The following is a 14,471-nucleotide window of genomic DNA, read 5'->3' as shown; positions in this document are numbered from 1 at the left end:
TTTTTCTTGATAAAGTGGTTAAAATTCAATGCCCAAATACATAATTATCATCGAAAAAGCTGATTAATAAATTAATTTTATATATTGCTAGAAAGAAAATTTTTTATAAGTAAATGAAAGAAATATACAAAAATAGCAGTAATTGTAAACATATCAATTTTATCCTCAAGAATTTATAAACTATGAATTTAACTGAATTAAAAAACACTTCTGTTTCCGAGCTTGTAGCGCTTGGTGAGAAAAATATGGGGCTTGAGAATCTTGCCCGCCTTAGAAAACAAGATATTATTTTTGCAATATTAAAACAACACGCTAAAAGTGGTGAAGATATTTTTGGCGATGGTGTACTTGAAATTTTGCAAGACGGCTTTGGATTTTTGCGTTCTGCAGATAGTTCTTATTTGGCTGGACCTGACGATATATATGTCTCACCTAGTCAAATTAGACGATTCAATTTAAGAACTGGTGATACCATTGCCGGCAAAATTAGACCGCCGAAAGAAGGTGAGAGATATTTTGCTTTATTAAAAGTAAATGAAGTTAATCACGATAAACCTGAAGACGCTCGCAATAAAATCCTTTTTGAAAATTTAACTCCTTTACATCCTAATTCTCGCTTACGTATGGAGCGAGGTAATGGTTCTACAGAAGATATTACCGCAAGAGTACTTGATTTAGCTTCACCAATTGGTAAAGGTCAACGTGGTTTAATTGTTGCTCCGCCAAAAGCGGGTAAAACAATGTTATTACAAAACATTGCACAAAGCTTAGCGGTAAATCATCCAGAATGTGAATTAGTCGTATTGATGATTGATGAACGACCAGAAGAAGTTACTGAAATGCAACGTTTAGTTAAAGGTGAAGTTGTAGCTTCTACGTTTGACGAACCAGCAGCAAGACATGTTCAAGTCGCTGAAATGGTAATTGAGCGCGCAAAACGTTTAGTTGAACATAAAAAAGATGTCATTATTTTATTAGACTCAATCACTCGTTTAGCTCGTGCGTACAATACCGTTATTCCATCATCAGGTAAAGTATTGACTGGTGGTGTTGATGCTAACGCGTTACATCGTCCTAAACGTTTTTTTGGTGCTGCACGTAATGTAGAAGAGGGCGGCAGTTTAACAATTATTGCTACTGCTTTAATTGATACTGGTTCTAAAATGGATGAAGTCATTTACGAAGAGTTCAAAGGTACGGGTAATATGGAAGTACACTTATCACGTAAAATTGCTGAGCGACGTGTATTCCCTGCTATTGACTTTAATCGTTCAGGTACGCGTAAAGAAGATCTAATGACTTCACCTGATGAACTACAAAAAATGTGGATTTTGCGTAAAATCCTCAACCCAATGGGTGAAATTGATGCAATGGAATTCTTAATTGATAAACTTGCCATGACAAAAACTAATGATGAGTTTTTTGAAATGATGAAGCGTTCATAATTCGCTTAATTCCAAAGCATTTTAATTAAAATAATGAAAAAAAGCCGTATTATGTATTGATACGGTTTTTTTTATGGCAATATATAACTTATATTGTTAATAAGCGTTAAGGTAACAGTACCAAACCTTGTTAAGGTTATAGAGATTAAATAAAGGAGCCAAATTATGTCTAAACAGCAAATCGGTGTTATTGGAATGGCCGTTATGGGGCGAAACCTTGCACTTAATATCGAAAGTCGAGGATTTTCAGTATCAATTTATAATCGTTCTAAAGATAAAACAGAACAAGTAATGGCTGAACATTCTGATAAACGATTGGTTCCTTATTATAGTATTGAAGATTTTGTTAACTCATTAGAAAAACCACGGCGTATATTAATTATGGTGCAAGCAGGTAAAGGAACAGATGCCGTAATTGATGAGCTGAGACCGTTATTAGATAAAGGGGATATCATTATTGATGGTGGTAATGCTTTCTTTGAAGATACTATTCGTCGTAATAAAATGTTATCCGATGAAGGCTTTAATTTTATAGGAGCCGGTGTTTCTGGAGGTGAAGAAGGTGCATTAAAAGGACCTTCAATTATGCCTGGTGGTCAAAAAGAGGCGTATGAGTTAGTTGCTCCGATTTTAGAAAAAATAGCGGCTAAAGCGAATGGTGAACCATGTGTGGCTTATATCGGTCCTGATGGAGCAGGACATTACGTTAAAATGGCGCACAATGGAATTGAATATGGTGACATGCAATTAATTGCAGAGAGCTATAGTGTACTAAAACATGTTGTTGGTTTAACAAATGATGAGCTTGCCGATGTGTTTGCTGATTGGAATAAAGGCGAATTAGACAGCTATTTAACTGAGATAACAGCGGACATTTTTAAATATAAAGATGAAAATGGCGATTATTTGGTCGATATGATCCTTGATGCCGCTGGTAATAAGGGTACCGGAAAATGGACAAGCCAAAGTGCATTAGATTTAGGTGAGCCTTTATCTTTGATAACTGAATCTGTATTCGCTCGCTATATTTCAGCGATTAAAGATCAGCGAGTAGCTGCATCAAAAGTGCTTAAAGGGCCGGAAAAAGAAGATTTTACAGGGGATAAACAAACTTTAATTGAAAAAGTACGTAAAGCACTTTATATGGGTAAAATTATCTCTTATGCGCAAGGATTTGCACAGTTAAAAGCTGCATCAGAACATTATAATTGGCAATTAAATTATGGTGAAATTGCAAAGATTTTTAGAGCAGGATGTATTATTAGAGCGCAATTTTTACAAAAAATTACTGATGCTTATACTGAAAATAACAATATTGATAACTTACTGTTAGCACCATATTTTCGTAAAACGGTTGAGGCTTATCAACAATCATTACGTGATGTTATTTGTCTAGCGGTTTCGCAAGGTATTCCTGTTCCTACTTTGTCGGCAGCAATAGCATATTATGATAGCTATCGTTCAGCTGTGCTACCTGCTAATTTAATTCAGGCTCAGAGAGACTATTTTGGTGCTCATACCTATAAACGTATCGATAAAGAAGGTGTGTTCCATACTGATTGGTTAAATATTGAATCTTAATTCTGATTAAGATCTGTTGTTGTATTCGATGTATGAGTGCAAAATCAGTTGCACTCATACAAAATTTATCCATCTTTTATATCCAATCTACCCAAATTTTTCTCAAATTAATCATCGAAAGACTTGCAATTATTAGCGTTGGCCTTGTCAAGCAAATTTATTTTTTAAATAAACTAGAAAAACACAATATATGGTGTATAATTTACTAATATTTACTACATATAGTGTTTTCTAAAGCGATGTGAAAATCCGAGTTTATATCAAAAGGCCCATATTTTAATAAAAAATCAATAGTTTTGAATAGCCACAACAACTATTAAGGTTGATATAAAACTCATGCCAAGCGCTAACTATTAATGAATATTGAGGAGTATATATGCCCGTAGTAATCAAACGTGATGGCTGTCAAACTGCATTTAATGAGGTTCGTATTAAAGACGCTATTATAAGAGCAGCTGTTGCGGCCAATGTTAATGACCCAGACTATTGTGCCTCCGTTGCTCGCGTTGTGACCAATCAAATGATGGATCGTGAAAGTGTTGATATCAATGAAATTCAAAATGTCGTTGAAAATCAACTTATGTCAGGGCCTTATAAAAAATTGGCAAGAACTTATATTGAATACCGACATGATCGTGATCGCGCGCGTGAAGAACGTAGCCGTTTGAATCAAGATATTCGTGGCTTAATAGAACAAAGTAACGTTGCTATTTTGAACGAAAATGCGAATAAAGATAGTAAAGTTATTCCAACTCAACGAGATCTATTAGCGGGTATTGTTGCAAGACATTATGCTAAACAATATTTGTTACCTAAAGATATTTCTCGTGCACATGATTGTGGTGAAATTCATTATCATGATCTCGATTACGCGCCATTTTTCCCAATGTTCAACTGTATGTTAATTGATTTAGACGGGATGTTAACAAATGGTTTTAAGATGGGTAATGCTGAAATTGAGCCACCAAAATCTATTGCAACAGCAACTGCGGTAACCGCTCAAATCATCGCACAAGTCGCTAGTCATATTTATGGTGGTACAACCATTAATCGAATTGATGAAATTCTAGCAAAATTTGTGACTATCAGTTATCAAAAGCATAAAAAAGTTGCAGAAGAGTGGGATATTCCAAATCCTGAAGCGTATGCAGAAAGCCGTACGCAAAAAGAGTGTTATGATGCATTTCAATCTTTAGAGTATGAAGTTAATACACTTCATACTGCAAATGGACAAACGCCTTTTGTTACTTTTGGTTTTGGTTTAGGAACCAGTTGGGAATCACGACTTATCCAAGAATCAATTTTAAAAGTGCGTATAAAAGGGTTAGGAAAAAATCATAAAACAGCAGTATTTCCAAAACTTGTTTTTGCTATTAAAGATGGTATTAACCATAAACAAGGTGATGCTAATTATGATATTAAACAATTGGCATTAGAGTGTGCTAGCAAACGTATGTATCCAGATATTTTAAATTACGATAAAGTTGTTGAAGTAACTGGATCATTCAAAACACCAATGGGATGCCGAAGCTTTTTAGGTGTTTATGAAGAAGACGGACAACAAATTCATGACGGGCGTAACAATTTAGGTGTAATTAGCCTTAATTTACCTCGTATTGCAATTGAAGCAAAAGGTGATGAAGCTCGTTTTTGGGAAATTTTAGATAAACGTTTAAACCTTTGTAAAAAAGCATTGATGACGCGTATTGCTCGCCTTGATGGAGTAAAAGCACGTGTTGCTCCGATTTTATATATGGAAGGGGCGTGTGGCGTTCGATTGAAAGAAGATGATAGTGTTTCTGAAATCTTTAAAAATGGTCGTGCATCAATTTCATTAGGTTATATTGGTCTACATGAAACACTAAATGCACTATACGGAAACCAAACCCATCCATTTGACAGTGAAACTTTACGCGAAAAAGGTATAGCAATAGTTGAACACTTAGCTAAAGCTGTTGACCAATGGAAGAAAGAAACAGGCTATGGATTTAGCTTATATAGTACACCAAGTGAAAATTTATGTGACCGATTCTGCCGTTTAGATACAGCTGAATTTGGTATTATTCCTGGAGTAACAGATAAAGGTTATTATACGAATAGTTTCCACCTCGATGTTGAGAAAAAGGTTAACCCATATGAAAAAATCGAGTTTGAAAAACCTTATCCAGCAGTAGCAAGTGGCGGATTTATTTGTTATGGCGAGTATCCTAACATGATTAATAATGTTAAAGCATTAGAGGATGTCTGGGATTACAGCTACACTCGTGTGCCTTATTATGGCACTAATACCCCGATTGACGAATGTTATGAATGCGGTTATACCGGTGAGTTTTCATGTACTAGCAAAGGATTTGTTTGCCCTAGTTGTGGTAACCATGATTCGTCAAAAGTTTCTGTGACTCGCCGTGTTTGTGGTTATTTAGGAAGTCCTGATGCTCGTCCATTTAATGCCGGTAAGCAAGAAGAAGTAAAACGTCGAGTTAAACATTTGGATAATGGCCAAATAGGCTAAAAAATTAATTTTGTTATTATGAATTATCATCGTTATTATCCTGTTGATGTTGTTAATGGCGAAGGGACTCGTTGTACACTTTTTGTAGCAGGTTGTGTACATCAATGTCCTGGCTGCTATAACAAAAGCACATGGGGAATAAACTCTGGTAAGCCATTTACACAATCACTTGAAGATCAAATCATTAAAGATTTACAAGATACCGAAATAAAACGCCAAGGATTATCACTTTCTGGTGGTGATCCTTTACACCCTAAAAATGTGCCAACCATTTTGAAATTAGTTAAACGAGTAAAAGCCGAATGTGATAATAAAGATATTTGGTTATGGACAGGTTATAAACTTAATGAATTAACCGATGAACAGCAATCTGTAGTGCCTTATATTGATGTCTTGATTGATGGAAAATTTGTACAAGATCTCGCTGATCCTAAACTATTATGGCGAGGTAGCAGTAATCAAATTATCCATCGATTCAAATAAATTTATTGTAATTTATGCAGATTTAACAGATAAGAAATCGCTTCACGATAGTTGATTTCGAGATTTTCACTACTTGATGATGTAATATGCAAATCTGTAATTTTTCCATTATCGATCCCATAAACCCAACCATGTAAATTAACCTTTTGACCACGTTGCCATGCTGCTTGAATAATGGTCGAATGCCCTAAATTATAGATTTGTTCAATTACATTGAGTTCACATAAAATATCCATTCTAATATCAGCAGGAAACTTACCAAGTAAAGAACTGTTGCGAAACCATAAATCACGGATATGAAGTAGCCAATTATTAACTAGGCCCAAATCGGGATTTTCAACTGCGGCACGGATACCACCACAATCTAAATGACCACAAACAATAATATCTTCGATTTTAAGTACATCAACTGCGTATTGGACAACTGAAAGGCAATTTAGATCCGTATGAATCACTTGGTTGCCAACGTTTCGATGAACAAACATTTCACCCGGTTTTAGTTTGATAAGCTTTTCTGCTGGAACGCGACTATCGGAACAACCGATCCACAAAAATTTAGGATTTTGTGCAACCGCGAGCTGTTTAAAGAATTCAGGATCTTCCTGTGCTATCTTTTCTGACCATTCATGATTAAAGCGAATTAGATCGTTGACATCAAACATAATGTCTTTTCCTTGTTATATTTCATTATTTCATTTTTTATAAATTAAATTGTTTTGATATGTTGAATTTTACTTTTCATAATTAATTTACGCCACAATGGTGTAGTCAGTATTTTAGCCTTGATAATTTTGCTATAAAGCTTTAAGCGTAATGGAATTGTTTTTTGATAATAACGCTTATTTGGTTTTGCTATACCACTATTTAATATCTTGCTTAAAATCTCTGCGCTATCAAGCGCATAACTAATACCTTCTAATGAGCTTGCGCTGATGAAACCTGCTGCTTCACCGATTAAAAAGATATTTTCATTGCCTGTATAAAAATCTTGGAAGCGATTTGGATAAACCACAAGACATTTTTCAGTTTTTAACGGTTCTCCAAAAATAAACCCTTGCTTTGTTAGCTTTTCTTTCAACGATTCAAAGTGTTGATTCGCTGTTTTTTTCGGGAAAGCGCCACCAAAAATGAAATATCCATCTTTAGAAATACTCCACGCATAACAATTTGTTGATTGATTATCAAAAATACATGTATTAAAAGGACGTTGATGTTTTTCAGTAAACCATTGTTGAATAGCAACATATTGTCTGATGGAATGATGAGGATAACGCATTCGTCTAACAATCGAGTTAGCGCCATCGGCACCAACTACATATTTAGCCGTAATTTTGTGTTCGATTTTATTTTCATCGATGTAAGTAACTTGATATCCATCGATTACTCTTCTGACTTCTTTACATAGTGTGTTATGTAAAACATTAACAGTGTTGGGAATTAATGATTTTAACCATAGGTCAAATTTATGTCGGTCAAAACTAACATAACTACGTTGATAATTACGAATAAGTTTGGATTGAAGATCGATCGTTTTAACGCTAAAAATTTGTGGATCAGTCAATATATCAGTAGGTAAATTTAACTTTTGTCGCACAAATGCTTTTTGAGCGTCATCTGCTAATAATCCACCACAAGGTTTATGAAAACCCTCATTACCAGCTTGATGCTTTTTATCTAATGCAATAATTTTAAAAGATGGGTTAAGTAGACGTGCGAAGGTACTACCTGCAGGTCCAAGTCCAATGATAGCAATATCGTAATCCATATTATTGTATTGTTTGATTTATAAGATTGAATATTATCTATTTTACCATACTTCGATAAAATTGTAGTGAATAGGAAAATAAGGAAATTAATCAATTTTAGTAAAAAAAGTTGAGGAACGGGGTTTTTGAAATCTATTTATACTTCTTACTAGTTGATTTAAAAACAAAATTAAGAATTTTTTATTTAATATTTATCTGATTTTGTATGGGATAACAAATTATTTATTGATAATAAATAATTGAAATTATTTTGTTATGGATTGGTGATGACAAATATAGTCACCATATTTTGATAAAATTCATTTATCTATTAGTGAATAACTTTTATAATAATCGCCATTTAAAATGAATAAGAGTTAACAATGGAAAAGTTTCACGTTACAGGCCCAACTTCTTTAAATGGAGAAGTTGTCATTTCTGGCGCTAAAAATGCGGCGCTACCTATTTTATTTGCTGCAATTTTGGCTGAAAAACCAGTTGAATTACAAAATGTTCCCAAGTTAAAAGATATTGATACTACACTGGAACTTCTTGAGCAATTAGGCGTGAAATATCAACGGAATGGTTCTATTCATCTTGATGCAGGTCAGATTGATAACTATTGTGCGCCTTATGAACTTGTAAAAACGATGCGAGCTTCAATTTGGGCTCTAGGTCCTCTTGTTGCTCGATTTGGTCAAGGGCAAGTTTCATTACCTGGTGGATGTGCAATAGGTGCAAGGCCTGTAGACCTACATATTACTGGACTACAACAATTAGGTGCGACAATTACTTTAGATGAGGGGTATGTTAAAGCTACAGTTGATGGTCGTTTAAAAGGTGCTCATATTGTAATGGATAAGGTTAGCGTTGGTGCGACAGTTACTATTATGTGTGCAGCAACTCTAGCTGAAGGTAAAACGATAATTGAAAATGCAGCGTGTGAGCCAGAAATAGTTGATACCGCAAAATTTTTAAATATGTTAGGCGCTAAAATCACTGGTGCCGGTACTATGCGCATTGAAATTGAAGGTGTTGCTAGTCTTGGTGGTGGTGTACACTCAGTCGTTTCTGATCGTATTGAAACTGGAACATTTTTAGTTGCTGCAGCTATTTCACGCGGCAAAATAACTTGTCGTAAAACTGATCCAAGCTTACTTGATGCTGTATTATCAAAATTGAAGGAAGCGGGAGCCAATATTGAAACTGGCGAAGATTGGATTTGTTTAGATATGCAAGGTAAACGAGCAAAAGCCGTTAATATTCATACAGCACCTCACCCAGGTTTTCCAACTGATATGCAAGCCCAATTTTCATTATTAAACATGGTGGCAGAAGGCACCGGAATTATCAAAGAAACAATTTTTGAAAATCGTTTTATGCATGTACCAGAACTTATTCGTATGGGAGCTCATGGCGAAATCGAAGGTAATACTCTGATTACTCATGGCGTTGAGAAACTTAGTGGAACTCAAGTAATGGCAACTGATTTACGTGCTTCTGCGAGTCTAGTTTTGGCTGGATGTATAGCTGAAGGTTCAACAATTGTTGATCGTATTTACCATATCGATCGTGGTTATGATAATATTGAAAATAAGCTAAGAAAATTAGGCGCTAACATTGAACGAGTTAAATAGTTCTATTTTTAACATTTTGTAAAGACAGTTAGTTGATAGGAAGGGGTGTAATATGACAAAGCAAGCATTAGTTTTTTTATCAAATGGCTGTGAGGAAACTGAAGCCGTGACAACAATTGATCTGTTGACACGTGCTGGAATTAAAGTTACCTATGCAAGTATTACTGAAGATAAAATAGTTCAATGTTCTCGCGGTGTCACTATCCTAACTCAAAAAACGTTTTCTGAAGTTAGCGATATTCATTTTGATGCGATTATTTTACCTGGTGGATTAGTTGGAGCTGAAAACTTTCGAGACTCTCAACAATTAATTGAAAAATTAAAGCAAGCTCATCAAGCCGGGGTTGTTATTGCAGCTATTTGTGCAACCCCAGCGATGGTTCTTCAACATCATAATTTATTCCCGAATGCATATATGACGGGTTATCCATCAACCAAAGATGCTATTAAAAACTGGAAATCGGATCGAGTTTATTTTGATGTTCAAAATAGAGTTATTACTAGTCAAGGCCCTGCAACTTCAATTGATTTTGCTTTAAAAATTATTGAAGTTTTATTAGACAAAAAGATTGCAGCCGAAGTAGCTGCGCAATTGGTGCTTCCACAAGGGATAGAATCCTACCAATAAATAGGTAACAAATGTCAAAATCACATTTGTATGAAAAATTAATTAAAAAGGCGACATTGAGTGCTGTTTTAATTTCTATTTTCCTTATCATTATTAAATTAATTACGTGCTGGTTCACTGGCTCAATGAGTTTATTTGCATCACTGTTGGATTCAAGTATTGATTTGCTTGCATCTGGGCTTAATTTTTTCTTAGTCCGTTATGCATTAAAACCTGCTGATGATGATCATACTTTCGGTCATGGAAAAGCTGAATCATTAGCCGCATTAGCACAAAGTGCTTTTATTATTGGTTCGGCGACCATTTTATTATTATCAAGTATTAAATCTATTATTCATCCAACTGCAATAGAGTTCCCTTTATTCGGTATTATCGTATCTATGATTTCGGTTGTTGTGACTGCCACATTAGTTTTATATCAAAAGCATGTGATAAAACAGACAAATAGTAAAGCGATTCAAGCAGATATGTTGCATTACTCATCAGATTTGTTTATGAATATCGCAGTTATTATTGCACTATTTTTAAGCTGGTATGGTATTACGTATGCTGATGCCTGTTTTGCATTCTTTATTGCGTTATATATTTTTTATAATGCTTGTAAAATAGCCTATAGTGCAATTCAAGACTTATTAGATAAGGCTTTACCTGAAAGTGATAACCAAAGAATTAGTGAAATTGTCTCTTCTTATTCAAATGTGCGTGGTTTTCATGATTTGAAAACTAGGCAAGCAGGCCCGGTGAAGTTTATACAACTACATCTTGAATTAGATGATGATATGCCATTAATAAAAGCTCATGCAGTTGCTGATACAATCGAAAAACATATCTCTAGAGAATTTGCTCCAGCAACAGTGATTATCCATCAAGATCCGATTTCTGTTGTTCCTCTTGAAACAAATCAGCTGAAAAACTATTCAAAATAGCTTCTAAACTTTATATTGTTAGTTATTTATTATGACTTTATAATAGCCAAAGGTTTATAAATTGGAGTTATTTTTTATGATAAAAAAAATAGGTATTTTAACCAGTGGTGGTGATGCGCCAGGGATGAATGCAGCTATTCGTGGAGTTGTGAGAACTGCGTTAACTGAAGGCTTAGAGGTTTTCGGTATCTATGATGGTTACTTGGGTCTTTGTGAAGATCGCATTGTCAAGTTAGATCGTTCTAGTGTTTCAGATATCATTACCCGAGGTGGAACATTTTTAGGATCAGCTCGATTTCCTGAATTTAAAGATCAAGAAATTAGAAAAAAAGGGATTGCTAATTTAAAGAAACATCAAATTGATGCTTTAGTGGTTATCGGTGGTGATGGTTCATATATGGGTGCGATGCGATTAACTGAAGAAGGTTTTCCATGTATTGGTTTACCTGGCACCATTGATAATGATATCCGAGGAACTGATTACACGATTGGTTATTTTACTGCATTAAGTACAGTTGTTGAATCTATAGATAGATTGAGAGACACTTGTTCTTCACATCACCGAATTTCTGTAATTGAGGTTATGGGACGAGATTGTGGTGATTTGACATTAAGTGCTTCAGTAGCTGGCGGTTGTGAATTTATGATCATTCCTGAAGTTTCTTATACTAAAGAAGACTTAATTGAAGAGATAAAATTAGGTTTTGCTAAAGGTAAAAAACATGCAATTGTCACTGTTACTGAACATATGTGTGATGTAAACCAATTAGCAAAAGATATTGAAGCAGCAGTACATCATGAAACGCGAGCAACTATCCTAGGCCATGTACAACGCGGTGGTTCACCTGTACCTTATGATCGAATTTTAGGTTCACGTATGGGGGCTTATGCGGTTGAATTACTCATTGATGGTCATGCTGGACGTTGTGTCGGAATTCAAAATGGTAAATTGGTTCATCATGATATCATTGATGCTATCAATAATATGAAAAGACCATTTGATATGGATCTTTACAATACAGCGAAACGTTTATTCTAAATATTGCTCCATTGATAATCTAATAAGATGTGGATAATTGATATACTATGGTTTGATTTTGGTTTATCAATTATTCACTTTATAAGTTTAAAACTATTTTTTTAATAAATTCCAACAAATTTTTCTTTTCTTATTTAATTAATTTCGATGAAAATCATACTAATTGAGGAATTTTATGACATTACAATATAAGCAAGATAACGATCGTTTCTATGTGTGTAATGACAATAATCAAGAAATAGCAGAAATGACGTTTACTCGAATTGGGCAAGATAAAGCAACCATCAATCATACCTATACAGATCCTAATTATCGTGGACAAGGAATAGCAGATAAGTTACTTGAACTTGTGATAAAAACATTAAAGCAAGAAAAACGTGAAATCATTCCTTTATGTTCTTTTGCTGCGAGTAAGCTAGACAACTAATTGTGTTTATATTTGATAAATATTTGTAATTTTTTCAGAAATTTGTCAAGAAATATTTTGTGCATTTTCTAAAATAATACTAGTTTTTATCTTGAAATTTTGTGCTAATGTATAGCAAATTTTCTTTGTTATGTTTTGATAACTGAAATGACAATAGTCAAACCCCAAAAAATTCATTCTATTCATGTATTGCGTGGCGTAGCCATCATTATGATTGTTTTTAGCCATTGTTTAGGTGTATTTAAAAATAGCCATTTAATTGCTAATAGTTATTTATTTTCTTTTTTAAATTTATTTGCTTTTAATTTCACAACATTTTTTGTATTAATTGCGGGGTTTTTATTTCAGCATTTAACTTATAAATATAATGTAAAAGCGTATTATTTATCTAAGTTTAAAACAGTAGTTTGCCCATATATTTCTGTATCGATATTTTGTTTCCTATATTTTCATTACCAATATCTATCCAGTTTACCTATATTTTCGCTAACGGAACCAAGTTCGAGTACTTCAATCATTAAAATGATGTTGACCGGAACCCAGCTTTTGCCATTATGGTTTATGCCGATGATTATCATTATTTTCGCAATTAGCCCTTTATTATATAAATGGTCAAAAAAAAGTTTGATTATCGTAGGGTTAGTTTCGATGTTCTGGGTAGTTATGTTCACGAAGCCTGATTATACTCAGCCATTGCTAAATTTATTGCATTATGGACCTGTTTATTTGACGGGAATGATGATAAAGCAAAATTATGAAAAAATTATGAAACTAGTTAAAGATAATTTAGTTTTGGTGATTTTCTTTTTTTGTTTATGCTTTTTTATTCCATTTGCTTATCGCTATGTTGATCATCTTTGTGTTGAAAAACTTTATTACGATACATTACAAAAGATTATTTTATTTATTTTAGCACTTTATTTTTTGGATAGCTTGAACCATAAAAATAATGAAAGTAAAACATTTAAGTTTTTTTCTTTTATGGCAAATGTTAGTTTTCCCATCTATTTTGTTCATGAAATTATCGTAATCCTTTTAGAAGCACAGTTACTGAACTCACCTTTTGGATACATTATCAAAACAGATAATGGTGAATTAGCATCACTTGGTGCTATTAGCTTTTTAATATGTACATTAACTATAAGTGTTCTTGTTGCGTATACCATTAAATTAGTATTCAAAGATAAAGCAAAATATTTGATTGGTGGTAATCGTTAATATTTATGATAGTTAAACGAATACTTGATAGAAATTATGTGTTTTTATGGTTCAAAACATATAACAATATGTATCTTGAAGCAACGTTTTGATTTTTCGAATTTTTATAGTAACAATTTTTGCTTTATCTAGAGTATATCAATATTGCCGCTGAACAAATAAAAAACAAACGGAATTCTAAGTGTGATTTTTCACTTGCCAAAAAAAAAGAAGTGCCTATAATGCGCATCCACTGACACGGCGTCAGCGAAAGCAGGCGATAATGAAGTTGGTGAACAAGATCAAATTTTTTAAAAAAAGATCTTGACGAATAAAAAGGTGTAGCGTAGTATACGCAGCCCTTGAGACAGCAAACTGAAGCAAGAAATCGCGAAGTTAACTTAAAGCTGTCAGCTCTTTAAAAAGAAGAAACAGACAATCTGTGTGGGCACTTGCGAGACGAAAAATTAAAAGTCTACGGACTCAAAAATTAAGTCTTGATAAGTGACACTGAAGATTCATTTGAATTATGTCAGAGACAGTTATTGAGCATCAAACTTTAAATTGAAGAGTTTGATCATGGCTCAGATTGAACGCTGGCGGCAGGCTTAACACATGCAAGTCGAACGGTAACATGAGTGCTTGCACTTGATGACGAGTGGCGGACGGGTGAGTAAAGTATGGGGATCTGCCGAATGGAGGGGGACAACAGTTGGAAACGACTGCTAATACCGCATAACGTTGAGAGACCAAAGCATGGGACCTACGGGCCATGCGCCATTTGATGAACCCATATGGGATTAGCTAGTTGGTGAGGTAAAGGCTTACCAAGGCGACGATCTCTAGCTGGT

The 14,471-nt window shown here is 34.1% G+C and carries 12 protein-coding genes and 1 rRNA gene; 11 read left to right on the top strand and 2 right to left on the bottom strand.

The genetic code is table 11. The features are described 5' to 3' along the window. Positions 1-182 precede the first annotated feature (182 nt). The 4 genes from rho (at position 183) to nrdG (ending at position 6,021) form a co-directional block, all read left to right on the top strand. Positions 183-1,445 (top strand): transcription termination factor Rho, encoded by a 1,263-nt coding sequence (rho, locus tag J3U24_RS05500; RefSeq protein WP_065734919.1) that lies wholly within the window; start codon positions 183-185, stop codon positions 1,443-1,445. A gap of 165 nt (positions 1,446-1,610) precedes the next feature. Next, a complete protein-coding gene (gene gndA / locus J3U24_RS05495; RefSeq protein ID WP_267337373.1) occupies positions 1,611-3,026 on the top strand; it encodes an NADP-dependent phosphogluconate dehydrogenase in 1,416 nt (471 codons plus the stop codon). 376 nt (positions 3,027-3,402) lie between these two features. Beyond that, positions 3,403-5,538: an anaerobic ribonucleoside-triphosphate reductase gene (gene nrdD, locus J3U24_RS05490; protein ID WP_065734917.1), complete on the top strand. Its 2,136-nt coding sequence runs from the start codon at positions 3,403-3,405 to the stop codon at positions 5,536-5,538. 18 nt (positions 5,539-5,556) lie between these two features. Beyond that, a complete protein-coding gene (nrdG, locus tag J3U24_RS05485; RefSeq protein WP_065562863.1) occupies positions 5,557-6,021 on the top strand; it encodes an anaerobic ribonucleoside-triphosphate reductase-activating protein in 465 nt (154 codons plus the stop codon). 2 nt (positions 6,022-6,023) lie between these two features. Here nrdG and can read toward each other — a convergent pair whose 3' ends face one another. Next, the gene (gene can, locus J3U24_RS05480) at positions 6,024-6,683 is read right to left on the bottom strand and encodes a carbonate dehydratase (protein ID WP_065562862.1); all 660 of its coding nucleotides are present in this window, start codon (positions 6,681-6,683) and stop codon (positions 6,024-6,026) included. A 44-nt stretch (positions 6,684-6,727) separates the two neighbouring features. After that, positions 6,728-7,786: an FAD-binding protein gene (locus tag J3U24_RS05475; RefSeq protein ID WP_267337374.1), complete on the bottom strand. Its 1,059-nt coding sequence runs from the start codon at positions 7,784-7,786 to the stop codon at positions 6,728-6,730. A 363-nt stretch (positions 7,787-8,149) separates the two neighbouring features. Here J3U24_RS05475 and murA point away from each other — a divergent pair, with 363 nt between their 5' ends. From murA to J3U24_RS05440, 7 genes are all read left to right on the top strand, one after another. Further along, positions 8,150-9,403: a UDP-N-acetylglucosamine 1-carboxyvinyltransferase gene (gene murA / locus J3U24_RS05470; RefSeq protein ID WP_065734915.1), complete on the top strand. Its 1,254-nt coding sequence runs from the start codon at positions 8,150-8,152 to the stop codon at positions 9,401-9,403. Positions 9,404-9,455: 52 nt separating this feature from the next. Continuing rightward, complete coding sequence (locus tag J3U24_RS05465) at positions 9,456-10,031, top strand: DJ-1 family glyoxalase III (RefSeq protein ID WP_065562786.1); 576 nt, start codon at positions 9,456-9,458, stop codon at positions 10,029-10,031. A gap of 11 nt (positions 10,032-10,042) precedes the next feature. Then, positions 10,043-10,957 carry a cation diffusion facilitator family transporter gene (locus J3U24_RS05460; RefSeq protein ID WP_065734914.1) on the top strand — a complete coding sequence of 305 codons (915 nt, stop codon included), beginning with the start codon at positions 10,043-10,045 and terminating at the stop codon, positions 10,955-10,957. Positions 10,958-11,033: 76 nt separating this feature from the next. Further along, on the top strand, positions 11,034-11,996 hold the full coding sequence (pfkA, locus tag J3U24_RS05455; protein ID WP_065562788.1) for a 6-phosphofructokinase: 963 nt from the start codon (positions 11,034-11,036) through the stop codon (positions 11,994-11,996). Between the two features lie 175 nt (positions 11,997-12,171). After that, positions 12,172-12,423, top strand: coding sequence for a GNAT family N-acetyltransferase (locus J3U24_RS05450; RefSeq protein ID WP_065734913.1), 252 nt, complete (start codon positions 12,172-12,174; stop codon positions 12,421-12,423). A gap of 147 nt (positions 12,424-12,570) precedes the next feature. Then, positions 12,571-13,641 carry an acyltransferase family protein gene (locus J3U24_RS05445; protein ID WP_220225243.1) on the top strand — a complete coding sequence of 357 codons (1,071 nt, stop codon included), beginning with the start codon at positions 12,571-12,573 and terminating at the stop codon, positions 13,639-13,641. Between the two features lie 540 nt (positions 13,642-14,181). After that, positions 14,182-14,471 (top strand): 16S ribosomal RNA (locus J3U24_RS05440); the annotation flags it as partial.

Origin of the sequence: Gilliamella sp. B2785, assembly GCF_026537005.1 — a bacterium.
GTDB lineage: Bacteria > Pseudomonadota > Gammaproteobacteria > Enterobacterales > Orbaceae > Gilliamella > Gilliamella apicola_E.
This window is presented reverse-complemented; position numbering and strand designations above follow the sequence as displayed.

Excerpts from the sequence above, each read along its gene's own strand:
- nrdD (WP_065734917.1), top strand. The coding sequence starts at position 3,403 with ATGCCCGTAGTAATCAAACGTGATGGCTGTCAAACTGCATTTAATGAG.
- rho (WP_065734919.1), top strand. The coding sequence starts at position 183 with ATGAATTTAACTGAATTAAAAAACACTTCTGTTTCCGAGCTTGTAGCG.
- J3U24_RS05445 (WP_220225243.1), top strand. The coding sequence starts at position 12,571 with ATGACAATAGTCAAACCCCAAAAAATTCATTCTATTCATGTATTGCGT.
- J3U24_RS05450 (WP_065734913.1), top strand. The coding sequence starts at position 12,172 with ATGACATTACAATATAAGCAAGATAACGATCGTTTCTATGTGTGTAAT.
- can (WP_065562862.1), bottom strand. The coding sequence starts at position 6,683 with ATGTTTGATGTCAACGATCTAATTCGCTTTAATCATGAATGGTCAGAA.
- murA (WP_065734915.1), top strand. The coding sequence starts at position 8,150 with ATGGAAAAGTTTCACGTTACAGGCCCAACTTCTTTAAATGGAGAAGTT.
- J3U24_RS05460 (WP_065734914.1), top strand. The coding sequence starts at position 10,043 with ATGTCAAAATCACATTTGTATGAAAAATTAATTAAAAAGGCGACATTG.
- nrdG (WP_065562863.1), top strand. The coding sequence starts at position 5,557 with ATGAATTATCATCGTTATTATCCTGTTGATGTTGTTAATGGCGAAGGG.
- J3U24_RS05475 (WP_267337374.1), bottom strand. The coding sequence starts at position 7,786 with ATGGATTACGATATTGCTATCATTGGACTTGGACCTGCAGGTAGTACC.
- J3U24_RS05465 (WP_065562786.1), top strand. The coding sequence starts at position 9,456 with ATGACAAAGCAAGCATTAGTTTTTTTATCAAATGGCTGTGAGGAAACT.
- pfkA (WP_065562788.1), top strand. The coding sequence starts at position 11,034 with ATGATAAAAAAAATAGGTATTTTAACCAGTGGTGGTGATGCGCCAGGG.
- gndA (WP_267337373.1), top strand. The coding sequence starts at position 1,611 with ATGTCTAAACAGCAAATCGGTGTTATTGGAATGGCCGTTATGGGGCGA.